20 protein-coding genes are annotated in these 26,276 nt (G+C 69.5%); 12 read left to right on the forward strand and 8 right to left on the reverse strand.

Annotated features, from left to right (window positions below):
* Together E1292_RS10645 and E1292_RS10650 are read right to left on the reverse strand one after the other, a co-directional pair.
* A partial coding sequence (locus tag E1292_RS10645; RefSeq protein WP_132594554.1) for a CHAP domain-containing protein occupies positions 1 to 731 on the reverse strand: 731 nt, incomplete at its 3' end.
* 198 nt (positions 732 to 929) lie between these two features.
* Complete coding sequence (locus tag E1292_RS10650) at positions 930 to 1,700, reverse strand: PP2C family protein-serine/threonine phosphatase (RefSeq protein WP_132594556.1); 771 nt, start codon at positions 1,698 to 1,700, stop codon at positions 930 to 932.
* Between the two features lie 75 nt (positions 1,701 to 1,775).
* On the opposite strand from E1292_RS10650, the gene E1292_RS10660 reads away from it, so the two are divergent.
* From E1292_RS10660 to E1292_RS10710, 10 genes are all read left to right on the forward strand, one after another.
* Entirely contained in the window at positions 1,776 to 3,851 is a 2,076-nt protein-coding gene (locus E1292_RS10660; RefSeq protein WP_246090043.1) for an N-6 DNA methylase, read from the forward strand.
* A gap of 81 nt (positions 3,852 to 3,932) precedes the next feature.
* Positions 3,933 to 4,823, forward strand: a complete 891-nt coding sequence (locus tag E1292_RS10665) for a serine/threonine-protein kinase (protein WP_132594558.1) — start codon at positions 3,933 to 3,935, stop codon at positions 4,821 to 4,823.
* Between the two features lie 175 nt (positions 4,824 to 4,998).
* Entirely contained in the window at positions 4,999 to 6,297 is a 1,299-nt protein-coding gene (locus E1292_RS10670; RefSeq protein WP_132594560.1) for an ABC transporter substrate-binding protein, read from the forward strand.
* Positions 6,294 to 7,256, forward strand: coding sequence for a carbohydrate ABC transporter permease (locus tag E1292_RS10675; protein ID WP_132594562.1), 963 nt, complete (start codon positions 6,294 to 6,296; stop codon positions 7,254 to 7,256). The genes E1292_RS10670 and E1292_RS10675 overlap by 4 nt, the downstream gene beginning before the upstream one ends.
* Complete coding sequence (locus E1292_RS10680; protein ID WP_132594564.1) at positions 7,253 to 8,056, forward strand: carbohydrate ABC transporter permease; 804 nt, start codon at positions 7,253 to 7,255, stop codon at positions 8,054 to 8,056. Before E1292_RS10675 ends, E1292_RS10680 begins: the two co-directional genes overlap by 4 nt.
* Positions 8,053 to 9,423 (forward strand): GH1 family beta-glucosidase, encoded by a 1,371-nt coding sequence (locus tag E1292_RS10685; protein ID WP_132594566.1) that lies wholly within the window; start codon positions 8,053 to 8,055, stop codon positions 9,421 to 9,423. The genes E1292_RS10680 and E1292_RS10685 overlap by 4 nt, the downstream gene beginning before the upstream one ends.
* Before the next feature lie 35 nt (positions 9,424 to 9,458).
* On the forward strand, positions 9,459 to 10,454 hold the full coding sequence (locus tag E1292_RS10690; RefSeq protein ID WP_132594568.1) for a LacI family DNA-binding transcriptional regulator: 996 nt from the start codon (positions 9,459 to 9,461) through the stop codon (positions 10,452 to 10,454).
* 78 nt (positions 10,455 to 10,532) lie between these two features.
* On the forward strand, positions 10,533 to 11,816 hold the full coding sequence (locus E1292_RS10695; RefSeq protein ID WP_165974475.1) for a phospholipase D-like domain-containing protein: 1,284 nt from the start codon (positions 10,533 to 10,535) through the stop codon (positions 11,814 to 11,816).
* 529 nt (positions 11,817 to 12,345) lie between these two features.
* Complete coding sequence (locus E1292_RS10705) at positions 12,346 to 13,443, forward strand: SagB family peptide dehydrogenase (protein WP_165974476.1); 1,098 nt, start codon at positions 12,346 to 12,348, stop codon at positions 13,441 to 13,443.
* A 17-nt stretch (positions 13,444 to 13,460) separates the two neighbouring features.
* Entirely contained in the window at positions 13,461 to 14,729 is a 1,269-nt protein-coding gene (locus E1292_RS10710; RefSeq protein ID WP_165974477.1) for an MFS transporter, read from the forward strand.
* A gap of 131 nt (positions 14,730 to 14,860) precedes the next feature.
* Here the strand turns inward: E1292_RS10710 and E1292_RS10715 are convergent, their stop codons facing one another.
* Positions 14,861 to 15,385, reverse strand: coding sequence for a carboxymuconolactone decarboxylase family protein (locus E1292_RS10715; protein ID WP_132594576.1), 525 nt, complete (start codon positions 15,383 to 15,385; stop codon positions 14,861 to 14,863).
* 103 nt (positions 15,386 to 15,488) lie between these two features.
* Between E1292_RS10715 and E1292_RS10720 the strand changes: the two genes are divergently transcribed.
* Positions 15,489 to 16,955: a nitrilase-related carbon-nitrogen hydrolase gene (locus E1292_RS10720; RefSeq protein WP_132594578.1), complete on the forward strand. Its 1,467-nt coding sequence runs from the start codon at positions 15,489 to 15,491 to the stop codon at positions 16,953 to 16,955.
* Between the two features lie 4 nt (positions 16,956 to 16,959).
* On the opposite strand, the gene E1292_RS10725 is transcribed toward E1292_RS10720, so the two are convergent.
* The 5 genes from E1292_RS10725 to E1292_RS10745 all read right to left on the reverse strand — a co-directional run bounded on the left by E1292_RS10725 (position 16,960) and on the right by E1292_RS10745 (position 22,752).
* Positions 16,960 to 18,474, reverse strand: a complete 1,515-nt coding sequence (locus E1292_RS10725) for a glycoside hydrolase family 13 protein (protein WP_132594580.1) — start codon at positions 18,472 to 18,474, stop codon at positions 16,960 to 16,962.
* A gap of 4 nt (positions 18,475 to 18,478) precedes the next feature.
* Positions 18,479 to 19,414, reverse strand: coding sequence for a carbohydrate ABC transporter permease (locus E1292_RS10730; RefSeq protein WP_246090044.1), 936 nt, complete (start codon positions 19,412 to 19,414; stop codon positions 18,479 to 18,481).
* The gene (locus tag E1292_RS10735) at positions 19,411 to 20,277 is read right to left on the reverse strand and encodes a carbohydrate ABC transporter permease (protein WP_132594582.1); all 867 of its coding nucleotides are present in this window, start codon (positions 20,275 to 20,277) and stop codon (positions 19,411 to 19,413) included. The genes E1292_RS10730 and E1292_RS10735 overlap by 4 nt, the downstream gene beginning before the upstream one ends.
* A gap of 4 nt (positions 20,278 to 20,281) precedes the next feature.
* On the reverse strand, positions 20,282 to 21,631 hold the full coding sequence (locus E1292_RS10740; protein WP_132594584.1) for an ABC transporter substrate-binding protein: 1,350 nt from the start codon (positions 21,629 to 21,631) through the stop codon (positions 20,282 to 20,284).
* Between the two features lie 110 nt (positions 21,632 to 21,741).
* Entirely contained in the window at positions 21,742 to 22,752 is a 1,011-nt protein-coding gene (locus E1292_RS10745; protein ID WP_132594586.1) for a LacI family DNA-binding transcriptional regulator, read from the reverse strand.
* Positions 22,753 to 22,990: 238 nt separating this feature from the next.
* Between E1292_RS10745 and E1292_RS10750 the strand changes: the two genes are divergently transcribed.
* Positions 22,991 to 26,263: a discoidin domain-containing protein gene (locus E1292_RS10750; protein WP_132594588.1), complete on the forward strand. Its 3,273-nt coding sequence runs from the start codon at positions 22,991 to 22,993 to the stop codon at positions 26,261 to 26,263.
* Positions 26,264 to 26,276 lie beyond the last annotated feature (13 nt).

Consider the following 26,276-nt stretch of genomic DNA (forward strand, 5'->3'; position numbering starts at 1 on the left):
GGTGCGGGGTGGCGCTGGGCGGCGGTCCGTACCTTCTCGCGGGCCTGCGGAGATCGCGGGCCGGAGGAGGTCTTGGCGGGACGGCGGGCGGTTGGCGCGTTCCAGGGCCAGGTGAAGCGGCGGTGGGTGCCGCGGCGGCGGCCGGTCAGGCGGAGCGAGAGCACGATCGTGGTGAGCACCATCGCGGCGAGCAGCGCGGGCGGGGTGCCCAGGACGTCCAGCGGCGAGCCGTGCCCGGTCTCCGGCCGCGGTGCGGACACGAACGGCCGTTCGGTCGACCGGATCTCGTCGAGCCGCTCGGCGTTCGCCTTGACTAATCGCGGGACGCCGTAGCCGACGACCTTGTCCGTCTCGCGGGTTTTGCGCTTGAGCCATTCGCGGTCGACGTTGGCCTCGATCGTGTGGATCTTCTTGCCGGCGACGCGCTCCACGACGCCCACATGGTCGACGCCCTTGTAACTCTTGCCGCCGCGCCAGTCGAAGAAGACCAGCGCTCCCGGCTCGGGCTTCCGCGTCCACGCGTCCTGCTTGATGAACCAGGCCGCGTGGGAAGGGGTCCACGCGAATATGCCGACGTAGTCGGTGAGGCCGGCCTTGTCCGCGGCCCAGGCGAGGAACATGTCACACCAGGGCGCGTCGCGATACTGGGTGTCTTGGACGCGATCCGCGTACCACTGACCGAACTTGGTGACCTGGCCGCTCTTCTCCCTGTAGCCGAGTTCCTGCCGCACCGTTTTCAGCAGCTCGTCCGCGATCGGGTCCAGGGTGACACCTCCCAGATAACCGACAAATCACGATGGACTGTAGTAGCGCCATCGCGCGTGCGCGTGTGTCACCGCGAAAGTGTCTTGCTATGAGGCGAAATTTCGACTATGTGGCCCTCGGGACTTTTGAGGCTGGTGAGGCTCCTGGGACTCCTGCTGCGAAGATCAGGAACCCGCGCCCACGCGGTAGACGCTCACATCTCCGGCGCCCGGCGCGACGACGTCGGCCACGATCACGGTCACGTTGTCGGGCGAGCCGCCCTCGTTGGCCAGATCTATCAACCGCTGGACGGCCGCGCCCGGGTCTGCCACCGTGGTCAGCACCTCGTGCAGGACCTCGGGCCCGAGCACGGTCGTGAGCCCGTCGGAGCAGAGGAGGTAGCGATCATCAGGCTCGGCTTCGCGCAGCGCCATGTCCGGCTCCGCCCTGCCCTCGCTGCCCAGCACCCGCAGCACCATCGAGCGCCTGGGGTGCACGGCCGCTTGATCCTCCGTTATCCGCCCTTCGTCCACCATCGACTGCACAAGTGTGTGATCCTTGGTCATCTGGTAGAGAGCGCCGTCGCGAAGCAGATATCCGCGGGAGTCACCAAGATGAGCCAGGGCGAACCGGTAGCCGTCCCACAGCATGGCGGTCACCGTGGTCCCCATCCCCCTGCGGGCGGGGTCGATGTCGGCCAGCTCGACCAGCCTGCGGGCCGCCTCGTGCACGGCGCCTTCCAGCGCCCCCTCCAGGTCGGCGCCCGTCTCGGGAAGCGTGGCATCCAGCTCCCGCATGACGGCGATCGCCGCCGAACTCGCCAGCTCACCGGCGGCGTGCCCACCCATCCCGTCAGCCACCACGAGCAACCGGCCACTCGCATAGCCGGAATCCTCGTTCTGCTCCCTGCGGCGGCCCACGTCTGATCCGGCGGCATAGCGGATGTTGTGCTTCATACCCAGCAGTAAATCATTGGTTGAAAGACTTCACAAGCAGATGCGCTGAAGACTCTTGTGAACTACTGTGGCCCCATGAGCCACGACCCGACCGTCAACGCCGGGGACATCGCCCGGCTCGCCGGTGTCGGGCGTGCCGCGGTGAGCAACTGGCGCCGCCGCCACGACGACTTCCCCCACCCCGTCGGGGGCACCGCCAACCAGCCGCTGTTCTCGCTGCGGCAGGTCGAGTCCTGGCTGCGCCGCTACGGGAAGTCCTACCAGGTCTCCCTGGGAGATCGGGTGTGGCAACGCCTGAAAGCCGCCGGCGATTTGCGGCTGGGCGAGCTGGTGGCCCAGGCCGGGGTGCTTCTGACCCGCCATGCGCAGGCCACCCTCCCCCGCCCTGCCGCGGGAAGTCACGCTCCCGGCCCCGACGGCGGCCGGGCCATGGACGGGCGAACCGGCGACGGGCAAGCCGGCCACGGGGAAGCCAAGGACGGGCGAACCGGGGACGGGCGAACAGGGGACGGGCGGGCCAGAGACGGACGAGCCGGTGGCTCGCACACCGGGGACCCGCGAACCGGTGGCGCGCTTGCCGGTGAGGCCGCAGGGGCGGTGGGCGGGGACGAACCGGTCGGGCTCGACGTGGAGCTGGCCGAGCTGATCCTGGAGCTGGCCGGGCAGCACGGCCCGCTGACCGCGTACGAGTTCCTGTGTGAGCGCTACCTCGAAGCTCATTCCAGGCAGCTCTCCGTCACCCGCGACGACGTGGCCGAGCTGATGGTCCGGCTCGTCAGCCCGGACGGCGCGACCATCCTCGACCCGGCCTGCGGCGTCGGGACACTGTTGCTCGCCCCCGCGCGGCCGGTTCATGGCCCCGTTCATGGTGAGGGCGGCGGCGAGCGCGCGATGCCCGCCAAGCTGCCCGCCAGGATGCTGGGCCAGGAGCTGAGCGAGACGTCGGCGGCCATCACCGCCTCCAGGCTCCGGCTGCGCGGCATCGAGGCCACGGTCGTGGCGGGCGACTCCATGCGCCACGACGGGTTCGCCGGAGAACGGGCCGACGCGGTGGTGTGCGACCCGCCGTTCAACGAACGCGCCTGGGGTTACGAGGAGCTGACCGGCGACCCGCGCTGGGAGCACGGCCTGCCGCCGCGCGGCGAGCCCGAGCTGGCCTGGGTGCAGCACTGCCTCACCCACGTCAAACCGCGCGGCCTGGTCGCCATCCTCATGCCCCCAGCGGCCGCCAGCCGCAAGGCAGGCCGCCGCATCCGCGCCAACCTGCTGCGCGCGGGCGCGCTGCGGGCGGTCGTGGCGCTGCCCGGCTCCGACCTGTGGCTGCTGCGCCGCCCCGCGGCGGGCGAGCGGCCGCCGTCCGACGTGCTGATCCTCGACGCCACGGCCGACCTGTCGCTGGTCGAGCCGGCCTGGCAGGCTTACGTGGAGGACCGTTCCGACCAGACCGTACGCATCATCGACCTGCTGGCCGACGAGGTCGACATGACGCCGGCCCGCCACCAGCGGCGTGACGACGTCGGGCGGGCGTTCGCCGAGGCCCGCGACCGGTTCCTGGCGGCCGCCGCCGTGCCGCCCGACCTGAAGGTCCTGGAGCAGCCGCTCGACCAGCCCGCCACCACGCTGGGCGATCTGATCAAGGAGGGCCTGGTGACCTCCATGCAGGCCCCGCCCAAGATGGTCGCGGACGGGGGCGACATCCCGGTGCTGACCACCGACGACGTGCTCAACGGCACCTCGCCGTCCGGCCTCACCAGCACGCAGCAGGGGCTGGTCGCGATCCGCCCCGGCGACGTGGTGGCCTCCTACTCGGCGGTGCGGGTGATCGCCGACGACGGCGCGGTGCTGGGGCCCCACCTGACCCTCTACCGCGGCGACGCCCGGCGGCTCGACCCCGACTTCCTGGCCGGGTTCCTGCGGGCCGCTGGTGGGCGGGTGACGACCGGCTCCAGCAGGTTCGACGTGCGCCGCACCCGGCTGCCGCGGCTGTCGCTGCGGGAGCAGAAGGCCTACGGCGCGGCGTTCCGGCAGCTCGCCGTACTGGAGGACGCCCTGCGCGAGACCGCCGCCCTGGGACAGACGCTCATCAGGCTGGGCCTCGACGGGCTCGCCGACGGCCACCTGCACCCCCCTGCTCATGGCCTCACTTCGTGAGGCGGGCTCGATCGCCCAACGCCGCGCTCTCTCGCCGTGCTGACGGTGTAGTTTTTTCCCGATAAGGCGGCAGGAGGGCGAATGGTCATCGGCGACCGCTATGAGCTCGACGACCTTCCCCTGGGGCAGGGCGGCATGGGCGCGGTCTACGCGGGCCACGACCGCCACCTCGATCGCCGGGTCGCGGTGAAGCTGCTCAGGTTGCCCAGCGGGCCCGACGAGGAGCTGGAGCGCAGGTTCATCCGCGAGGCCCGCATCCTGGCCAGGCTGGAGCACCCCGGCGCCCCCGTGCTGTACGACTTCGGCACCCACGAGCAGCGGCTCTACCAGGTGATGCAGTTCATCGAGGGCGTCACGGTGGCCGACGTGGTCAGCGAGCACGGCCCGCTGCCCGTGCCGTGGGCGGCGGCGATCGCGGCCCAGGCGTGCGCGGTGTTGTCGGCGGCCCACGCGCTGTCGATCTGCCATCGCGACCTGAAGCCGACGAACCTCATGCTCTGCCCCGACGGCAGCGTGAAGGTGCTGGACTTCGGGCTGGCCATGCTCCGTGACGCGGACGTCACCACGTTCACCAGGATCGGCCAGATCCTGGGCACGCCGGCGTACATGGCGCCGGAGCAGATCCAGCACGGCGTCGCCGAGCCGCGCAGCGACCTCTACTCGCTCGGCTGCGTCCTGCACGAGATGCTGGCCGGACGCCAGCTCTTCACCGGTCCCACCGACTACGTGGTCTTCGAGAAGCAGGTCAAGGAGCGTCCGCCCGCCCTCCCCGGGCTGCCGGGAGAGCTGGGCGCGCTGCTGGCGCAGCTGCTGGAGAAGAGGCCGGACGACCGGCCCGCGGACGCCGACGAGCTCTACGGGCGGCTCGACCCGTTCGCCGTCGGCCTCCCCATGCTGCCGGGCTTCCTGACCAGGGCGCCGAGCCCCGGCCGGATGTACGCCCGGATGGCCGGCCGCGTGCTCAGCGACTGAGCAGGGGCCCGGCGCGACCCCACGAAGCCCGCCGGACACCTGGCGGTGCCGGGAGAACGCTCTCTTCATAACGCCGATTGTTATTCAAGACCCGTTGACAGCGCCGTACGAACGCCTGGAATCTCTTGAGAGAGCGCTCTCTCCACCTTCCAGTTCCTACCCAGGAGGGTTTCCGATGACCCCTCGTATCCGGCGGCTCGGCCTGTCGTTGCTCGCCGCGTCCGCGCTCACCCTGGCGGCCGCGTGCGGCGGCGGTGGTGGCGGGGACTCCGCCACAGAGGCGAGCGCCAACCCCGGCGAGAAGATCAAGCTGACCGTCGACCTCTTCGGCGACTTCGGTTTCAAACCTCTCTACGAGGAATACAAGAAGACCCATCCCGACATCGAGATCGTCGAGAACGTCACGCAGTTCAACGACCACCACAGCAACCTGGTCAAGCGGCTGGCCACGAACTCGGGCGCGGGCGACGTCACGGCCGTCGAGGTCGGCTACATCAGCACGTTCACCGCGCAGCCCGCCAAGTTCACCGACCTCAAGCAGTTCGGGCTCGACAAGCGGCAGGCCGACTACCTCGACTGGAAGTGGCAGCAGGGTCTGAGCAAGGACGGCTCGCAGGTGCTCGGGCTCGGCACCGATGTGGGCGGCCTGGCCATGTGCTACCGCAAGGACCTGTTCGAGAAGGCGGGCCTGCCGAGCGACCGCGAGGAGGTGGCGGCGCTCTGGCCGACGTGGGACGCGTACATCGCGACCGGCAAGAAGTTCGCCGCGGCGGACGTGGCCGGCGCGAAGTTCGTCGACTCCCCCGGCGAGATCTTCCGCGCCATGGTCAACCAGGCCCCCGTCGGCCTGTACGACGCCCAGGACCAGATCATCGTGGACTCCAACCCCGACGTGAAGAAGGCCTGGGACCTGTCGAACCAGCTCACCCAGGAGGGCCTGACCGCGAAGCTGGCGGCCTTCTCCCCGCCGTGGAACACCGGTTTCGCCAAGGGTTCGTTCGCCACGATCATCTGCCCGGCCTGGATGACGGGCTTCATCCAGGAGCAGGCCAAGGACGCCTCCGGCAAGTGGGACATCGCGGCCGTGCCCGGCGGCTCGGGCAACAGCGGCGGCTCGCACCTGATGGTGCCGAAGCAGAGCGAGCACCCGAAGGAGGCGGCCGAGCTGATCGACTTCCTCACCTCCAAGGAGAACCAGGCCAAGGTCTTCAAGGAGGAGGGCACGTTCCCCTCGATCCCGGCGCTCTACGACGACCCTGAGATCCAGAACTTCACCAAGCCGTTCTTCGGCGACGCCCCCATCGGCAAGATCTACTCCGACGCGGCCAAGGCGCTCAAGCCGCAGCACCTCGGCCCCAAGGAGGCCGACGTCCGGGTCGCCATCGGCAACGGGCTCGGCCGGGTCGAGCAGGGCAAGCAGACGCCGGACGAGGCGTGGGCGCAGGTGCTCGAGGACGTCAAGAAGATCAAATGAGCACTCTTCCCCTCGCGGTCACGCGACGGCGCGGGCAGGGCATGCGGCACACCCTCGATGTGAGGGTGTCGCCGTACGCCTACGTGGCGCCGTTCTTCCTGCTGTTCTGCGCGTTCGGGTTGTTCCCGCTCGTCTACACGGCCTGGGTGAGCCTGCACGAGTGGACGTTGTTGTCGGAGACCCAGACGTTCATCGGGCTGGACAACTTCGCGACGCTGCTCGCCGACGGCTACTTCTGGAACGCCACGTTCAACACGCTCTCCATCGGCGTGCTGTCGACGGTGCCGCAGCTCGTGCTGGCCATCTGGCTGGCGCACCTGCTCAACAGGCGGCTGCGGTTCCAGACGTTGTTCCGTGTCTCGCTGCTGCTGCCCAACGTCACGAGCGTGGTGGCGGTGGTGGTGATCTTCAGCCAGCTCTTCGGCCGCGACTTCGGCATGATCAACTGGGTCCTGTCGTGGTTCGGGGTCGGCAGCGTCGACTGGGCGGCGGGCACCGCGAGCTCGCACGTCGCCCTGTCGGTGATGATCATGTGGCGCTGGACCGGCTACAACGCGCTGATCTTCCTGGCCGCCATGCAGGCCGTGCCGCGCGAGCTGTACGAGGCCGCCACCCTCGACGGGGCGGGCAACTTCACGCAGCTGCGCAGGATCACCATCCCGATGATCCGGCCGACGATGATCTTCGTGGTCATCGTCTCCACGATCGGCGCCATGCAGATCATCGCCGAGCCCATGTTGTTCGGGCAGAGCAGCGGCGGCGGGGGCGGCATCGCCACCGGCGGGCCCGACCGGCAGTTCCAGACCCTGGCGTTGTTCGTCTACGAGCAGGGCTTCGCGAACTCGACGTTCGACTTCGGCTACGCCTCGGCCGCGTCCTGGCTGATGTTCCTGGCCGTGGTGATCGTGGCCGGCGTCAACTTCCTGATCACCCGCAGGGCGAAGGGAGGACTGGTGTGAGGCTGCGCTATCTGACCCTGACCGCGGTCGCCTTCTTCTCGGCGTTCCCGCTCTACTACAGCGTCGTGGTGGCCTCCCGGCACAACTCGGCGCTGGCCGAGGTGCCGCCGCCGCTGCTGCCCGGCGGCAACTTCTTCGCCAACGTCGCCCGGGTCTTCGACACCGTCCCCTTCGGGCTCGCGCTGCTCAACTCGATCATCGTGGCCGGGTCGATCTCCATCGCGGTGATGTTCTTCTCGACGCTGGCCGGGTTCGCGTTCGCCAAGCTCAAGTTCCGGGGCAAGAACGCCATGCTCGTGATCACCGTGGCGACCATGATGGTCCCGGCGCAGCTCGGCATCATCCCGCTCTACATGCTCATGGTGAAGCTGGAGTGGACCGGCACCAACTACGCGCTGATCGTGCCGGCGCTGGTCAACGCGTTCGGCGTGTTCTTCATGACGCAGTACCTCTCGCGCGCCCTGCCCACCGAGCTGCTGGAGGCCGGGCGGGTGGACGGGTGCACGACATGGGGGCTGTTCTGGCACGTCGTGCTGCCGGCGGCCCGGCCCGCGGCGGCCGTGCTCGGCATGCTGACCTTCATGTCGGCCTGGAACGACTATTTCTGGCCGCTGGTCGTGCTGAGCCCGGACAACCCGACGGTCCAGGTCGCCCTGTCGACGCTGGCCAGCGGATACGTCAACGACTACGTGCTGGGCCTGGCCGGAACGGCGATCGGCACGCTGCCGCTCGTTGCCGTCTTCGCCCTGTTCGGCAAGCAAATCATCGGCGGAATCATGCAAGGAGCTGTGAAGGGATGATCTTTCCCGAGGACTTCGTCTGGGGGGCCGCCACGGCCTCGTACCAGATCGAGGGGGCGGTCAAGGAGGACGGGCGGGGCCAGTCGATCTGGGACGCCTTCTCCCACACCCCCGGGAACGTGGCGGACGGCGACACCGGCGACGTGGCGTGCGACCACTACCACCGCTACCGGGACGACGTCGGGCTGATGCGCGAGCTGCGGCTGGCGGCCTACCGGTTCTCGATCGCATGGCCGCGCATCCAGCCCGACGGCGCGGGGTCGATCAACCCGCGCGGCCTGGCGTTCTACGACAAGCTCGTCGATGAACTACTAGCCGCCGAAATTTCGCCCTACGTCACGCTTTATCACTGGGATCTCCCCCAAGCCCTCGAAGAACGCGGCGGCTGGACCCACCGCGACACGGCCTACCGGTTCGCCGACTACGCGCAGGCCGTACACGACCGGCTCGGCGACCGCGTCAGCGACTGGGCGACGCTGAACGAGCCGTGGGTGGCGGCGTACCTCGGCTACGGCAACGGCGTGCACGCCCCGGGCCGCCGCGACCCGGCCGACGCCATGCGCTCCGCGCACCACCTGCTGCTCGGCCACGGGCTGGCCGCGCGGCGGCTGCGCGCGGGCGGCGCGCAGAGCATCATGCTGGTGGTCAACTCCGCGCCTGTGCTCACACCCGCCCAGGTCAACGACCCCTCCGCGGTGCCGGACGAGGCGGACGCGGCCGTCGCCCACCGCATCCACACGCTGCTGACCCGGCAGTTCCTGGACCCGGCGGTGTACGGGACGTACCCCCAGGAGGTGCTGGACGCGGCGGCCCGCAACGGCGGGACCGGCCACATCCAGGACGGCGACCTCGCGCTCATCAACGCGCCGATCGACCTGGTGGGCATCAACTACTACAACCCGTGCGTGGTCGAGGCGGGCCCGGGGCTGCCCGCCGACGCCGCGTGGCCGGGCTCGGAGGACGTCAGGTTCGCGGCGGCGGACGCGCCGACGACCGCGATGGGCTGGCCCATCGTGCCGGACGGCCTGTCCAGGCTGCTCGTACGCCTCTCGCGGGACTACCCGCAGGTCGGCCTGATGGTCACGGAGAACGGCGCGGCCTTCGACGACGTCGTGGAGGACGGGCGCGTGCACGACGACGAGCGGGTGGCGTACCTGGACGGGCACCTGCGCGAGGTGCACCGGGCCATCGAGGCGGGCGCGGACCTGCGCGGATATCTGGTCTGGTCGCTGCTCGACAACTTCGAGTGGGCGGAGGGCTACCGGCGGCGTTTCGGCATCGTCCATGTGGACTATGCGACACAAACCCGGACGCTCAAGGACAGCGCCCTCTGGTACCGGGACGTGATCAGCCGAAACGGCCTGTAGATTTTTTCCATGCTCTCCCTCCTGCCGGTCCAGCCATGAGACGTCCGACACTGGAAGCGGTCGCCGCCCGGGCGGGCGTGTCGCGCGCCACCGCTTCCCGGGTCGTCAACGGGCAGACGACGGTGGCGCCGCACATCCGCGACGCCGTGCTGCGCGCGATCGACGAGCTGGGCTATGTCCCCAACTCCGCCGCGCGCAGCCTCGTCACCCAGCGCACCGACTCGATCGCCCTGGTCGTCAGCGAGCCCGGCACCCGCGTCTTCTCCGAAGACCCGATGTTCTCCACGGCGATCAGGTCGGCCTCCATGGAGCTGGAGGCGGTCAACAAGCAGGTCGTGCTCATGATGGCCTCCTCCGCCAAGAGCCACGCCCGCCTGGAGCGCTACATCTCCGGCGGCCACGTCGACGGCGTCATGCTGATCTCCATGCACGGCGCCGACCCGCTGCCGTCGGCCCTGTCGCGGTTGCGCGTCCCCGTGGTCTCCTACGGGCGGCCGGCCGTCCCCGTGGAGATCCCGTACGTCGACAACGACAACATCGGCGGCGCGGAGGCCGGGGTGCGGCACCTGGTGGAGACGGGGCGGCGCAGGATCGCCACGATCGCCGGCCCACAGGACATGATCGGCGGCCAGGACCGCCTGACCGGCTACCGCAACGTGCTGCGCGACTCCGACCACCGCTCGATCGTCGCCGTCGGCGACTTCACGCGGGAGTCGGGGGCGGTGGCGATGCGCCAGCTCCTGCGCGACGATCCCGAGCTCGACGCCGTGTTCGTGGCCAACGACCTGATGGCGGTCGGCGCGCTGCAGTCGTTGCGCCAGGCCGGCCGGCGGGTGCCCGACGACGTCGCCGTGGTGGGCTTCGACGACATCGAGGCGGCGAAATACACCGAGCCGCCGCTGACCACGCTCCGCCATCCGGTCGCCGAGCAGGCGGCGGCCATGGTCAGGCTGCTGCTCAACCTCTTCGAGGGCGGGGCGAGCGAGCCGGTGATCCTGCCCACCGAGCTGGTGATCCGCGAGTCGGCCTGACCGCGGCCTTGACAGCTCCGACCACCGACACGACAGTCGATCTCGACGATCATGCCCCACCCTCCGAAGGGGATCTCCATGACCACGAGATCTGTCAGCCGCCGCGTCACCGTGGCGTTATGCCTGGCCGCCTCGCTCCTGGCCACCGGCCACCCGGCCGCCGCCGACCCGGCGCGGACGACGGCGGTCACCGGGCCGCCCGTGCTGGACGCGGCCGTCTTCAACGATCCCACCGCCGACCCGGGCGTGCCCGGCACGCCGAGCGCCGCGCAGTCCGCCGTCATGGACCAGCTCATCAGGCTGATCCGGGCGGTGCAGCCCGGTGGCGACATCCGGTTCGTGATGCACCAGTTCTCCACCGGCCAGCGGTCGAGCGAGGTGGCCGACGCGCTGGTCGCCGCCCACGACCGCGGCGTGCGGGTGAAGGTCATCCTCGACAGCCGCGAGGACGCCTCCAGCGACGCCGTCCACGCCCAGCTCGCCGCCGCGCTCGGCACCTCGGAGAGCGCCGGTTCGTGGGTGGTGGGCTGCGAATATCCCGACCCGGCCACGAAGAACCGCGGCTGCATCGCGCGCAACTACCAGCACAACAAGTTCGCGCTCTTCTCCAACGTGCTGGTCGACGGCACCGTGCACGCCAAGGTCGGCTTCCAGACGTCGTCGAACCTGTCCGACTGGTACCTGTACAACTCCTACAACGACGCCTACACCTTCACCGACGCCACGGTCTATGACGGCTACCTGAAATACTTCGACGACATGCGTACGGGTCGGCGCGCGGACGTCAACCCCGGCTACTTCTGGGCCACCCCGACGGGCACGCCGATCAAGGCGCACTTCTTCCCCCGGGCGAAGTCGTCCGGCGACCCCGTCGTCAACATCCTGCGGCTCGTCGAGTGCTCCTACAGGGACGTCGACGGCGTGACCAAGCAGACCGACATCCGGCTGTCGCTCACGGCCTTCAACAAGAACCGCAAGGCCATCGCCGACGAGCTGCTGCGGCTCAGGGGCGAGAACTGCTGGATCGACATCGTCTTCTACGAGAACGCCGGCAACGCCATGACGAACGTCGACAGCGAGATCAGGAAGGTCCTCGCCACCCGGGCGTCCAACGGGAAGTACATGCAGGTCACGCCCTGCCGCTTCACCGTCGGCTCGCGGAGCGTGGTGCCGCACACCAAGCTCATGCTGCTGGACGGCTTCTACGACGACGACATCACGCCGCGCGTCTACACCGGCAGCGCGAACTTCTCGCACCTGGAGAACGCCGACGACGCCTGGCTGCGCATCGCCGGCCGCGACCTGCACGACCAGTATGTGCGCTGGTTCAAGGACATCCGCAAGGCCTGCGGCGGCCCATGAGCCGGGCTCGCTGAAGCCCGGCCGCACCCGGAAGACGCGGAGCTGGAGTGGCGGCGTCGTGTAGTAGCCGACCAGGGTGGTCAGCTCGAACAGCACGCTCTCCTCCAGCTTCGCGTACTCGTCGTCGAGGCCGCGGGCGCTGAAGTGATGCGAGAACCGATCAACCAGCCCGGCGTCGTGAGGGTCGGGTCGACACCGATCTACGGTCGCCAGGGGTCGGGTGGGGTCGGACCTTCGGGTGAGGGCCGCTGGTGAGTGGCAAGTGTCCGCACAGTGTCCGGGCGCTGCCCTGGATTTGGCCGCCCGAGAGGCGGTTGTCTTCAACAGGACAGCGGGATCGCCCAGATCCGCATGATCTGGAGCCAGGCGATTCTGCCCGGGATGAGGAGCGCCATGAACATGTCAGCCACGGACCACGTCGTCGTGGAACTGAGCGACGATCACCTGCCCGCCGAGGTGCTGAATGCCTGGGTGGAGCGGACGTCGGACATCGACTGATCAGCTTCGGGAGGTCTGGCGGAGCCGCCACATGGACGACCGGCCGCTACGCATCTCATCGTGCGGCGCGTTGCTGCGGCATGCCGATCAGCTGGTCTGGCATGACACCTTGGCTCATCGTCGCTTTGCCCTTGATGAGGACGCCGACATCGTGCTGCGGTGTTTCGTCACGTGGCAACCATTGAGCCACATACGTACGCGCGCCCGCGATGAGGACCATGCCCAGTTTCTGATCACGATCGCCGAGCGACTGCGCGTGGCCAATATTCTCATCGCCTGGGAGTCGGAACGGCACCGCGTCGAGGACGCCAACGAGGCCGCGTGGCATCGCTGGGGCCGGCTCGCCGCGCTGTTTCACACGGAGACACGCAACCTGCGCGACCAGCGGTTCATCACGTCCGAGCTCGATCAGCACCGGCTGCGGCAACGCCTCGAGCATGAACCGCCACCTCCCGTCTGCCGGGAAGTGCCCGCGCCACGCCGTGTCGTACTGGCGGCGGCCGACACGGCTTCGTGGTCCCGCTCCGACTTCCTGGACGTCCTGTCGCATCGCCGTAGTTCACGACGGTTCAGCGGAGAACCCGTGCCCTTCGAGGCCGTCAGCGCACTGCTGCGCTGGTGTGGTGGGATCACCGAACTCGACGAGCGCACCCAGACCGCCTTCAAGACCTCCGCTTCCGGGGGAGGCCGGCACCCCACCGAGATCTACCTCCATGCGCACCGGGTCAGCGGGCTCCAGCCTGGGATCTATCACCTGAACACCCGACGCGATGAGCTCGAACTGGTGGGGCCGCCGCAGAGTGCGGACAGCCTCGTGAGGCTGCTGGGGGACCAGGACTGGGTGTCGGACAGCGGATGTGTGGTGTTCTTCACCTGCGTGCTCGCGCGCAGCACCTGGAAATACTCCACCGCGCGCACGTATCGCATGCTCAATCTCGACGTCGGTCACCTCAGCCAGACCGTGTACCTGCTGGCGACCGCGCTGGGACTCGGCGTCACCTTCACTGCGGCAATCCAGGACGAGGCACTGGAAGACCTGCTGGGGATCGACGCCGCCCACGAATTGGTGATGGGCTGCTCGGTGATCGGCGCGCTGACACGCACGACGACAAGTGGCCACACAGGTTGATCACAAAGGACGAAAGGGTGCCGGGGAAGGGCGAACCACACGTCCGCGTCACATATGCCGACATCTTCGGCGGGCGCGAGTTCCGCGCGTTGTTCGTCAGCCGGGCGCTGTCGACCATCGGCGACTACGTCGCTCGAGTGGCGCTGGTGATCACGGTCTTCGCCGAAACCGGGTCCGTGGCTCTCATGGGCGTCACCTTCGCTCTTACCACCCTGCCGGACCTCTTCGGCGGCCCGATGCTGGCCGGTCTGGCAGACCGGCTCCCTCGTCGCGCCGTCATGGTGGCCGCTGATCTCGGACGAGCACTCCTCCTGTTGGTCATGGCGATCCCCGGACTCCCGCTGGTCGCCCTGTGGGCACTTCTGGCCGCGATTCGGCTGCTCGACTCACCGTTCACCAGCGCCTACATGTCAACCATGTCCGTGGTGCTCCCGGGGAAGCGGCTCGTGAAAGGGTCTGCGCTCACGCAGTTGGTCAACCACGTCTCCTACACCATCGGCTTCGCGGCTGGGGGCGTGATCGTCTCCCTTACCGGATTGTCCGTGGTCCTGGTGTCCAACGCCGCCACCTTCACCCTCTCCGGCGTCGTCATCCTGCTGGGTGTGCGTACCCGCCCGGCGACTGCTCGCACCGGTCCCTCGTTGTCCTGGCTCGGTGCCACGCGCGCCGCGATCCGCTACGTTGCCGCCCACCGGCGGCTCCGGGTGATCATGCTGTTTCCGTTCCCCATCGCCACCACACTCGTCTGCCAGACGCTTGCGACGCCCTACACAGCGCAGATCGGCCACGGACCGGCCGGGGCCGGCCTGTTGATGGCGGCCAGTACCGCCGGCATCGTCGTCGGACTCTGGATCTTCCCCCTGCTGATCCCCGACCAGCGCCCGCTCCACGTCGTGGTCCTGACCATCATGAGTTGCGCACCGTTGGTGCTGTTCGTCGCCGTGCCCGGGATGGTGGCCGCGGCCGCCCTGATGGTGGTCTCCGGAATCGCTCTGTACTTCTGGATCCCGCTCGCCGCCGAGTTCACGCAGACCGTTCCTGACGACATGCGCGGACAGGCCGTGGGGCTGCTCACGACGACGATGCGGGTCACCCAGGGCACCGCCATTCTGATATTCGGGCTCGCCGGCCAGAATGCGATGTCATCCACGGTGATTGCGACGTCCGGAGCGATCGGAACGGTCATGGTGACCATCCTGTCCGCGGCATGGGTACGGGCGAGCAGGTCCCTGACGATCGCGGCAGCACCGCGGACCGCTTTCCCCAACGGCGACGCGGTCAAGTGACAACGCCGCGACACGACCGTGTCCACGTCGAACTCCGGAACGCCATCGATGACCTTCACGACGGGCTGGTCCCGGTCTGGCGACCGCCGAGTCGGAGAGGTCGCCCAGGCCAGTGACCGGCGTCGCCCCGGCTACACCCGGAAGACGCGGAGCTGGAGCGCCAGGGTCGCGTAGTAGCCGACCAGGGTGGTCAGCTCGAACAGCTCCTGCTCCCCCAGCCTCGCGTACTCGTCGTCGTCGAGGTCACCCCTGGCCACCAGGGCGCGGGCGACGTCAAGGACCGCCTGCTCGTGCTCGGGCAGCGACAGGGGCGAGCCGTCGCGCAGCGCCCGGAGCTGGTCGTCGGTGAAGCCCAGGTCGCGGGCGATCGGCTCGTGGGCGGCCCGCTCGAACGCGCTGTCGTGGTGGCCGGCCACGACCAGGATCGCCAGCTCCCGCGCCCGGTCGGTGAGCGAGGAGCGGTAGCGGACGGCCGCCCCGAGCTCCTGCAGCGCGTCGCCGACCGGCGGGCTGAGCAGCATCGCGTTGAACGGGCCCGTCAGCCCGCCCTCGGGAGCCACCATGAACGTGCCGCGCGGTCCGGCGGTGATCTTCTCGTAGAGGGCACGGGCGTGCGGTGCCAGGTCATGCGGGGGCGTTCTGCGCAGGCGAGCCATCCGGCGATCGTAGCGCTGGACGGCGGGGGCCGCCCCGCGGCACGTTGACACCGTATACTGGGTATGTTTACGGTGTATACACGCCGACGGACGGGGGAGCTTCATGGCATCACGACTAAGAGCGCCGGTCGCGCTGGCGGCCTCGGCACTGCTGTTCTACTTCGGCACCGGCTTCGCGCCGATCCCGGCCCTCACCTGGCTCGCGCCGCTGCCGGTGCTGCTGCTGGCGCCTCGGGTGAGCGCAAGGACGGCCTTCTGCGTCGCCTTCCTGGCGTACCTGCTGGGCCTGAGCAACCAGTTCGAGTTCTTCCTGAAGACACCGTCGGTGCCGCTGCCCATCGGGATCACCATCGTCATCGGCACCTCCCTGCTGTTCGGTCTGGTGGCCTGGCTGTTCCGGGCGCTCCTCCTGCGCGGGCTGCCGCTGCTCGCCGCGAGCGCGCCGCCCGCCGTATGGGTGGCGTTCATGTACGCGACCGTCCTGGCCAACCCGACGGGCATCGTCTGGCCGTTGGCCACGTCCGTGGCCGACGTGCCCGTCGTGATCCAGATCGCCTCGGTGACGGGCGCGTGGGGCGTGGAGTTCGTCGTGCTCATGGTGCCGGCCGCCATCGCGGCGGTGGCGTGGCCGGGGGCCGTCACGGGAGCACGGCTGCGTACCGGTGTCGCAGGGGTGGCGGCGTGCGCCGTCGTGCTCGGCTTCGGGGCGCTGCGCCTGGCCGACGCGGGCGGACCCGCCGCACAGCGGGTGGCGGTCCTGTCGGCGAGCCGCTTCCAGTGGGCCCCCGACGCGGCCGGCCCGGAAGCCCAGGCCCTGGTCAAGGAGTACGCGGAGCAGATCGCCGCGCTGCCGGAGGGCACCATGGCCGTGCTGCCGGAGGGCGTTCTGGGCACCGACGAGGACAGCCTGGCCGGCGCGCTCCAGCCGCTGCGCGCGGTCGCCCGCGAGCGAGGCGTCGACGTGGTGATCGGGATCGTACACACGACCCCGGAGATCAAGTACAACTACTCCGTGCACCTCCCGTCCGACGGGTCCGCGCCGGTCTCCTACACGAAGTGGCACTTCGCCCCCGGCGTGCCGTTCCGCCGCGGCGACGAGCTGGTCTTCGCGCACGGCCACGGGCGCGACGTCGGCCTGGCCAACTGCATGGACCTCAACTTCCCCACGCCGATCCGCGACTACGCCCTGGCGGGGGCGCGCCTGCTGGCGACGCCGGCCGCCGACGAGTTCGGCAACGGCCGGCAGCACAGCCGGAACGCGCTGCTGCGCGGCGTGGAGAGCGGGCTCTCGGTGGCGTGGGCGGCGCAGCAGGGCACGCCGATGATCTCCGACCCGTGGGGACGGGTGCTCGCCGAGACCGACACCGAGAGCAGCAGCCCGTTCGTCATGGCGGCCGCCGGCGTGCCCGAGGGGCCGGGCACCACCGTCTACGCCCGCTTCGGCGACTGGTTCGCCTGGTTGTGCCTGGTGCTCGCGGCGGCCGGCGGGTTGCGGCTGGTCAGGCGCGGAAGCTCCGCACCCGAGACGGCCGGGACCCGCCGAGCCGCCCCCATCGCGCACGGGGCGTGAGCGCTCAGCGCCCGGCCAGCCAGACCGTGGTGTCCGGCGGCAGCGTGCCGTCCTCCAGCGGGCCGCTGGCCAGGACGACCTCGCCGGCGGGCATCGGCACCGGGCCGGGGTCCAGGTTGGTGACGCAGGTCAGGCCCGACTCGCGGGTGAAGGCCAGGACGTTCTCCCCCAGCGGGAGCCAGGTCATGGTGCCGTCGCCCAGCCGGTCACGCCGGATGGCCAGGGCCGTCCGGTAGAGGTTGAGCATCGACCCCAGATCCGTGCGCTGGGCCTCGGCGGTGAGCTTGCGCCAGCTCACCGGCTGCGGCAGCCAGGGCGTGCCGGTGCCGAAGCCGTACGGCGGCTCGTCGCCCGACCAGGGCAGCGGCACCCGGCAGCCGTCGCGGCCCGGGTTGGCGCCGCCCGACCTGGCGAACATCGGGTCCTGGCGGAGCTCGTCCGGAAGGTCCTCCACCTCCGGCAGGCCCAGCTCGTCGCCCTGGTAGACGTAGACCGAGCCGGGCAGCGCCATCGACAGCAGGGCCGCCGCCCGCGCCCGCCGGTAGCCCAGCTCCGGGTCCGACGGGGTGCCGTGCAGGCGCCCGCCGTGCTCGAACGTGGTGTCGGCGCGGCCGTAGCGGGTGACGGGCCTGGTCACGTCGTGGTTGGACAGCACCCACGTGGGCGGGGCGCCGATCGGGGTGTGGGTGGCCAGCGTCAGGTCGATGACCCGGCGCAGCTCGGCGGGGTCCCACGGGCAGGACAGGAAGTCGAAGTTGAAGGCCGTGTGCAGCTCGTCGGGACGCAGGTAGCGGGCGAACCGCTCCTGGTCGGGCAGCCAGACCTCGCCGATCAGGACGCGCTCGCCGTACTCGTCGGCCACCTCGCGCCACCGCCGGTAGACGTCGTGGACCTCGTCGAGGTCCTCGTAGCCGGTGTCCGACTTGTACAGCAGGGCCGCCGAGTCGATGCGGAAACCGTCGACGCCGCGCTCGAACCAGAACCGCAGCACGTCCTCGAACTCCCGGTGCACCTCGGGGTTGGCCCAGTTGAAGTCGGGCTGCTCGGGGGCGAACAGGTGCAGGTACCACTGCCCGTCGGGCACCTGGGTCCAGGCGGAGCCGCCGAAGATGGACCGCCAGTCGTTCACGGGCTCGTCGCTGAACCAGAACCGGTCCCTGACCGCCGGGTTCGCCAGCGCCTCCTGGAACCAGGCGCTCTCCGTCGAGCTGTGGTTCGGCACCACGTCGATGATGACCTTGATGTCCAGGTCGTGCGCCTCGGCGACGAACCGCTCGGCCTCGGCGAGCGTGCCGAAGACCGGCTCGATGTCCCGGTAGTCGGCCACGTCGTAGCCGCCGTCGGCCATCGGCGACGGATACCACGGGTTCAGCCAGATGGCGTCGATCCCCAGATCCTTCAGGTACGGCAGTCGGGCGCGCAGGCCGGCGAGGTCGCCCACGCCGTCGCCGTTGCCGTCGGCGAAGCTACGCAGGTAAACCTGGTAGATCGCGGCCCCCCGCCACCACGTTTGCGACATGCGCTCATCCCTTGATGCTTCCGGCGGTGAGTCCCGCCATGATGTGCCGTTGGAAGACGAAGAAAACGATGATCATGGGGATGCCGGCGATGACCAGGCCTCCCATGACTTGGTTCTGCGTCACCGCTCCTGCCGTCTGCGACAGGCCCACGCTGATGGTCATCTTCTCGCTGTCGGTCATGACCAGCAGCGGCAGGACGAAATCCTTGAACGCGGTGACGATGGTGAAGATGGAGACCACGCCGAGGATCGGCCTGGAGACCGGCAGCACGACCGACCACAACACCCGCACGGGGCCGGCGCCGTCGATCTGCGCCGCCTCGATCAGCTCGCGGGGAATAGAGTCGAAGAACCGTTTGAGCAGGAAGATGTTGAAGCCGTTGGCGGCCGCGGGGAACCACAGGCCCCACGGGTTGTTGAGCAGTCCCAGGTCCACGATCGTGACGTAGAGCGGGATGAGGATCACCATCGGCGGGATCATCAGGGTGGCCAGCATGGCGCCGAGGATCACGTTGCCGAACATCGGCCGCAGCTTCGACAGCGCGTACGCGGCCGTGACGTCCACCGCCATGGAGAACAGCCACGCGCCCAGCGCGTAGTAGACGGTGTTGGCCAGCAGCGTGCCGATGTCGAACAGGTCCCACGCCTCGGCGAACGCGTCGGTCGTCGGGTGGGCGGGGAAGAGCGACGGCGGCATCTCGGCGATCTCCTCCGGCGTCTTCATGGCGCCGGTGATCATCCAGTAGAGCGGGAAGACGAAGGCCAGCGTGAACACCACGATGACCGCGACCAGCACCAGCCAGTAGATCCGCCGCCCCCACCTGCTGTTGAGCTGGTGTGGCGAGACGATCGTGCGGAACTGCACGTGAATGGGTTTCGGCGCGCGCGCCTTCCCGGCCCTGCGTCGTGTGGCGGGCCGGACGTCCGTGGCGGAGGTCATGCCTGGTCCTCCCTGGTCGTCCGGAGCTGGAGGGCCGCGAAGACGAGGAGGGCCAGCATGAGCATCATGCCGAGCGCGCCCGCCTGGCCGTAGTTCATCTGCGAGAAGGCGAACTGGTACATCAGGTACGCCACCGAGACCGTGGCGTTCTCCGGCCCTCCGCCGGTGAGCATGTACGGCTCGATGAAGACCTGCATGGTGGCCACGATCTGCAACATCAGCATGAGGAGAAGGATCAGCCGGGTCTGGGGGATGGTGACGTGCCTGACGCGCTTGAGGATGCCGGCCCCGTCGAGCTCGGCGGCCTCGTACAGCTCGGGCGGGATGTTCTGCAGCGCGGCGAGATAGATGAGCGTCGCGCTGCCCATGTTCATCCACGTCGAGACGAGCACCAGCGAGATCAGCGCCGTGGACGAGCTGTCGAGCCAGGCCAGCGGCGGGAGGCCGACGGCGCCGAGGACCTGGTTGAACAGCCCGGGCCCCGGATCGTAGAACCACCGGAACAGCAGCACCGCGACGATGGGCGGCAACATGACCGGCAGGTAGACGACGAACCGCAGGTAGGCCCGGGCGTGGCGCAGCTCGTTCAGCACGAGCGCGACGACGAACGGCACGGCATAGCCGCACAGCAGCGCGAGGAGCGTGAATTCCACGGTGTTCAGCCAGGCCTCGCCGAAGGCGGGGTCCTGGACGGCTGCCGTGAAGTTGTCCAGCCCCACCCATTCGGGCGGGTTGATCAGGTCGGTCTTCTGGAAGCTCAGCACGAACTCCCTGACCATCGGATACCAGGCGAACACCGCGAAGCAGGCCAGCGCCGCGCACAGGAACCCGTAGGCCGTCAGATTGCGCCTCAAGATGCCCACAGGGTCAGCCCTTGGCCGCCAGCAGGGAGTTCGCCTTGGTCTCGGCGTCGGCGAGGAGCTGGTCGATGCCGGCGTCCTTGCGGCTCAGCACGCCCGACATGGGCACGTCGAGGATGGCGTACAGCTCCTGCGCGTGCACCGGCTCGGCCTTCGGCGGGATCGTGGCGGCGGCCCGCACGTACGGCTCGTAGTTCTCGACCGGCAGCGAGGCGTTCTTCACGCGGTCGGCCTGGATCGCCTTGCCGGTGGGCGAGTCGCCGTAGACGTCGTTGTCCGGCACGCCCACCGGGTTGCCGAGGGCCTTGCCGCGGGCGAAGTCGAAGCGGCCCTTTCCGACGGTGTTGAAGCGGAAGTCGAGCCACGCCAGGCCCGCCTTTGCCTCCTCGGGGGTGGCCTTCGGGTTGATCATGAACGCCTCGCCGCCGCTGAGCGACGCCTTGGCCTCGGGGAAGCCGGTGATGCCGTAGTCGGCGACGTTGCCCTTGAACTTGTTGACCACGTCGGTGACCACGTCGGGCGCGCCGAGCATCATGCCGACCTTGCCACTGCCCATCGCCATCATCAGCGACTCCCAGCCGACCAGGAGCTTGTTGCCCATGCTGTTGTCCACCCAGCGCATGTCGTGCAGGGTCTGCAGCACGGCCTTGCCCTCGGGAGAGTTGAAGGCGGCTTTCGTGTTGTCGGGGGTCAGGATGCTGCCGCCGCGACCGTAGATCGCCTGGGTGAAGTGCCAGCCTCCGGTGTTGCCGCCGGAGTATTCGCCGTAGCCGACGTAGCCCTGGCCGAGGGCGGCGATCTTCTTGGCCGCCTCGCGGACCTCGGCCCAGGTCGCAGGCGGGCTGTTCGGGTCGAGCCCTGCCTTGGTGAACAGGGCGCGGTTGTAGACGAGGCCGACGCCGTAGTGGACGTTCGGCACGCCGTACACCTTGCCGTCCTTGGTGACCAGCTCGCGGACGTCGGGGCGCAGGTCGTTCCAGTTCTTGATCGTGCTCGTGTACGGGGTGATGTCGAGCGCCTGGCCCTTGCCGATGACGTCGGCGTAGTTGGTCACGGGCACCACGAAGACGGTCTCCATCTGGCCGCCCGCCATCTTGGGGCCGAACGTCTTGGGGTCGAAGCACGGCTGCTGGTCCGTGCTCTTGACCGTCACCCCGGGGTGGTTCTTCATGAACGTGGCCACGTCGTCATCCCAGGCCTGCCGTTCCTTGGGCGCGGACTTGGCGGGCTGGCAGGCCACCGTGATCGTCACGGCCTCGGCGCCGCCGGCGGAAGGGGAGGCGGGCTCGCCCGAGCCGCAGGCCGTGGCCGCGAGCCCGAGCACGGTTACGAGCAGGAGTCCCGTGGATCTCTGCATGGTCTGACCCTTCTGATGCGAGGTGCCCACACCATAGGATCGCCGATCGAAGTACGCAATATTTTGACGGACTATTGCAATATAACGACTACATTACGAGCGGCCTCGCGTCAACGGCGGGCCGCCCGCGCCTCCTCCGGAGCGCGGGCCGTGGAGGCCCTGACCACCAGCTCGGGCTCGAACAGCAGCTCGTCCGCGGGCACGACCGCCTTGTCGATCTGCGCGACCAGCAGGTCCACCGCGGCCCTGCCCATGGCGTCGATCGGCTGGCGGACCGTCGTCAGCGGCGGCTCGGTGCAGTTCATCAGCGCGGAGTCGTCGAAGCCGATGACCGAGACGTCCGCAGGCACGGCGAGCCCGGCGCGGCGGGCCGCCCTGATGGTGCCGAGCGCGAGCAGGTCGCTGGCGCAGACCACGCCGGTGACGCCGCGCCTGACCAGCCTGGCCGCGGCCGCGTGCCCGCCCTCCAGCGAGAACATCGTGTGCTCGACCAGCTCGGGGTCGCAGCCCTCCGACACGAACGTCTCCAGCTTGCGCCGCGACGGCATGTGGTCCTTCGGCCCGAGCACCATGCCGATCCGCTCGTGGCCGAGCGCGCGCAGGTGGGCGACGGCCATCTCGGCGGCCACCACGTCATCGCAGGACACCTGGGGGAAGTCGAGCCGCGCCACGGCCGCGTTCACCAGCACGGTGGGCAGCTTGCGCTCGTGCAGCAGCTCGTAGTGCCCGTGCGCGGCGTCGGCCTGGGCGTAGAGCCCGCCGGCGAAGACCACGCCGCTGACCTGCTGCTGCAGCAGCAGGTCGACGTAGTCGGCCTCGGAGACGCCGCCGACCGTGCGCGTGCACAGCACTGAGGTGAAGCCCTGCTGGGCCAGGGCGCCGCCGACCACCTCGGCGAAGGCGGGGAAGATCGGGTTCTGCAGCTCGGGGAGCACCAGGCCGACCAGCCGGGCCCGGTCGCCGCGCAGCTGGGTGGGGCGTTCGTAACCGAGGACGTCGAGGGCGGTGAGCACCGCCTCGCGGGTCGCGTCGGACACCCCGGGCTTGCCGTTGAGCACGCGGCTCACGGTCGCCTCGCTCACCCCGACCTTCTTGGCCACCTCTGCGAGTCGTCGTGTCATGCGCAAACTATACGGCCTGGAACGCAAGCGCTTGCAATGGCTTACGTGAATCCGGCGCCGTCGCTTGCAACGCGTCCACGGCGGTTTTCGACCGCGGCGGCCTGTCCTGACCAGCGAGGAGGGCCTGGAAACCATAACGAGAGTCAGTCAATTCCTTGCGAAACATCGTCGTAATATTGCGACTGTCTGCTCGGCATCCTATGGTTCGGCCATCCGCCTGACCCGAAGGGCCACCCCCATGAGAGCACTCATCGCCGCCCTCACGTTACTCATCGGACTCCTCGCCGCCCCCGCGCACGCCGCGGCCGACACCGACCTCGCCGCCGGGAAGACGGCCACCGCCAGCAGCCACGCCGACGTCTACCGCGCCGCCAACGCGACCGACGGCGACCAGGCCACCTACTGGGAGTCGGCCAACCACGCCTTCCCGCAGTGGATCCAGGTCGACCTCGGCGCCACCGCCGACGTCAGCAAGCTCGTGCTCAAGCTGCCCGCCGGCTGGCCCCGCCGCACCCAGACGCTGACCGTCCAGGGCAGCGCCGACGGCACGACCTTCACCACGCTCGCCGGCTCGGCCACGTACACCTTCGAGCCCACAGCGACGATCACCCTCGCCGAGGCCAGAACCCGCTACGTCCGGCTGCGGTTCACCGCCAACACCGGCTGGCCGGCCGGGCAACTGTCCGAGTTCGAGATCTGGGGAAGTCGCCCCGACGAGCCCGGCGGCCCTGGCGACGGCGCCAACCTGGCCCTCGGCAAGCCCGTCGAGGGCTCCTCCCACACCCACACCTACGTCGCCGGGAACGCCAACGACGACGACCTGACCACGTACTGGGAGAGCGCTGCCTACCCCGGCACGCTCACCGTGAAGCTCGGCGCCGACACCGACCTGAGCTCCATCACGCTCAAGCTCAACCCCGCCCAGGAGTGGGCCAGGCGCACGCAGGCCATCCAGGTCCTCGGCCGCGAGCAGGGCGCCACCGGCTTCACCGGCCTCGTCGCCCAGGCCACCTACACCTTCGACCCGGCCACCGGCAACGCCGTCACCATCCCCGTGACCGGCAGGGCCGCCGACGTCCGGCTCAGCATCACCGCCAACTCCGGCGCGCCCGGCGGCCAGATCGCCGAGTTCCAGATCTTCGGCACGCCCGCGCCCAACCCCGACCTGACCGTGTCGGGACTCACCTCCTCGCCGGCGTCGCCGGTCGAGACCGACGACGTCACGCTCTCCGCCACCGTCAGGAACGCCGGCACCGAACGCTCCGCCGCGACCACGGTGAACTTCTACGTCGGCGACGACAGGGCCGGCAGCGCCGACGTGGCCGCGCTGGCCGCGGGAGCGTCGGCCACCGTGTCCGCGGACGCCGGCACGCGTACGGCCGGCACCCACGAGCTGTCCGCCAAGGTGGACGAGGACGGCGAGGTCACCGAGCAGAACGAGGCCAACAACGCCACGACCGGCACGCTGACCGTGCGGCCCGCCGACACGGCCGACCTGGTCGCCTCCCCCGTCTCCTGGACACCGGGCAACCCCGCCGCGGGCACCACCGTGACGTTCACCGTGGCGATCAAAAACCAGGGCACGGTCGCCTCCAGCGGCGGTTCCCACGGCGTCACGCTCACCGTCGCCGACGACTCCGGCGACGTCGTCAGGACGCTGACCGGCTCCGCGACCGGCGCGATCGCCCCCGGCGCCACCACCGCCCCGGTCAACCTCGGCACCTGGACCGCGGCGAACGGCAAGTACACCGTCAAGACCGTGATCGCCGCCGACGCGGAGGAACTGCCCGTTCGGCGCGACAACAACACCAGCACGCTGCCGCTGTTCGTGGGCCGCGGCGCGAACATGCCGTACGACACCTATGAGGCCGAGGACGCCGTGCTCGGCGGCGGCGCCACCCGCGTCGGCCCGAGCAGGGAGATCGGCACGACCGCCGGTGAGGCGTCAGGGCGGCGCGCGGTGACGCTGGACAGGACCGGCGCCTACGTCGAGTTCACCACCAAGGCGCCGGCCAACACCCTCGTCACCCGCTTCTCCATCCCCGACGCCCCGGGCGGCGGCGGCATCGACTCCACGCTCAACGTCTACGTCGACGGGGCGTTCCACAAGGCCATCGACCTGACCTCCCGCTACGCCTGGCTCTACGGCCCCGAGGCCAGTCCCGGCAACGATCCCGGCTCGGGCCCGCCCAGGCACATCTACGACGAGGCGAACCTGATGCTCGACACCACCGTGCCGGCGGGCAGCACGATCAGGCTGCAGAAGGACGCGGCCAACGGCTCCACGTACGCGATCGACTTCGTCGACTTCGAGCGGGTGTCCCCGGCCGCCAACCCCGACCCGGCGAAGTACGCCGTACCGGCCGGGTTCTCCCACCAGGACGTGCAGAACGCGCTGGACAAGGCCCGCATGGACGCCGGCCTGACCGGCGTCTACCTGCCCGCGGGCGACTACCAGACCTCCAGCAAGTTCCAGGTGTACGGCAAGTCCGTCAGGATCGTCGGCGCCGGCCCCTGGTACACGAGGTTCCACGCGCCGTCCGGGCAGCAGAACACCGACATCGGCTTCCGCGCCGACGCCACGGCCAACGGCTCGACGTTCGCGGGCTTCGCCTACTTCGGCAACTACACCTCGCGCATCGACGGCCCCGGCAAGGTGTTCGACTTCACCAACGTGGCGAACATGACGATCGACGACATCTGGGTCGAGCACCAGATCTGCATGTACTGGGGCTCCAACACCGACAACATGACGATCAGGAACGCGCGGATCCGCAACGTGTTCGCCGACGGCCTCAACATGACCAACGGCAGCACCGGCAACCACGTCACCAACGTCGAGACCAGGTCCACGGGCGACGACAGCTTCGCCCTGTTCTCCGCGATCGACAACAACTCGGGCGAGCAGCACGGGAACGTCTACGAGAACCTGACCTCGCTGCTCACCTGGCGGGCCGCGGGCGTGGCCGTCTACGGCGGCTACGACAACACGTTCAGGAACATCTACGTGGCCGACACGCTGGTGTACTCCGGCGTCACGATCAGCTCGCTGGACTTCGGCATCCCGATGCACGGGTTCGGGGCCAGCCCGCCCACGGTCTTCGAGAACATCTCGCTGGTCAGGGCCGGCGGGCACTTCTGGGGGCAGCAGACGTTCCCGGCGATGTGGCTGTTCTCCTCGTCCAAGAAGTTCCAGGGCATCCGCGTCAGCAACCTGGACATCGTGGACCCGACGTACAGCGGGATCATGTTCCAGACCGGCTACCAGGGGCCCACGCCGCTCAACCCGATCGAGGACACGGTCTTCACGAACGTCTCCATCAGCGGGGCGAAGAAGAGCGGCGACGCCTTCGACGCCAAGTCGGGGTTCGGCATCTGGGTGAACGAGCTGCCCGAACCCGGTCAGGGCCCGGCGGTCGGGTCGGCCACGTTCAACGGCCTGCGGTTCTCGGGCAACGCCCAGGACGTCAGGAACACGACCTCGACCTTCACGCTGACCATCAACCCCTGACGGCCGGGGCTCC

It is taken from the genome of Nonomuraea deserti (genome assembly GCF_004348685.1).
In the GTDB taxonomy this organism is placed as follows: Bacteria; Actinomycetota; Actinomycetes; order Streptosporangiales; family Streptosporangiaceae; genus Nonomuraea; species Nonomuraea deserti.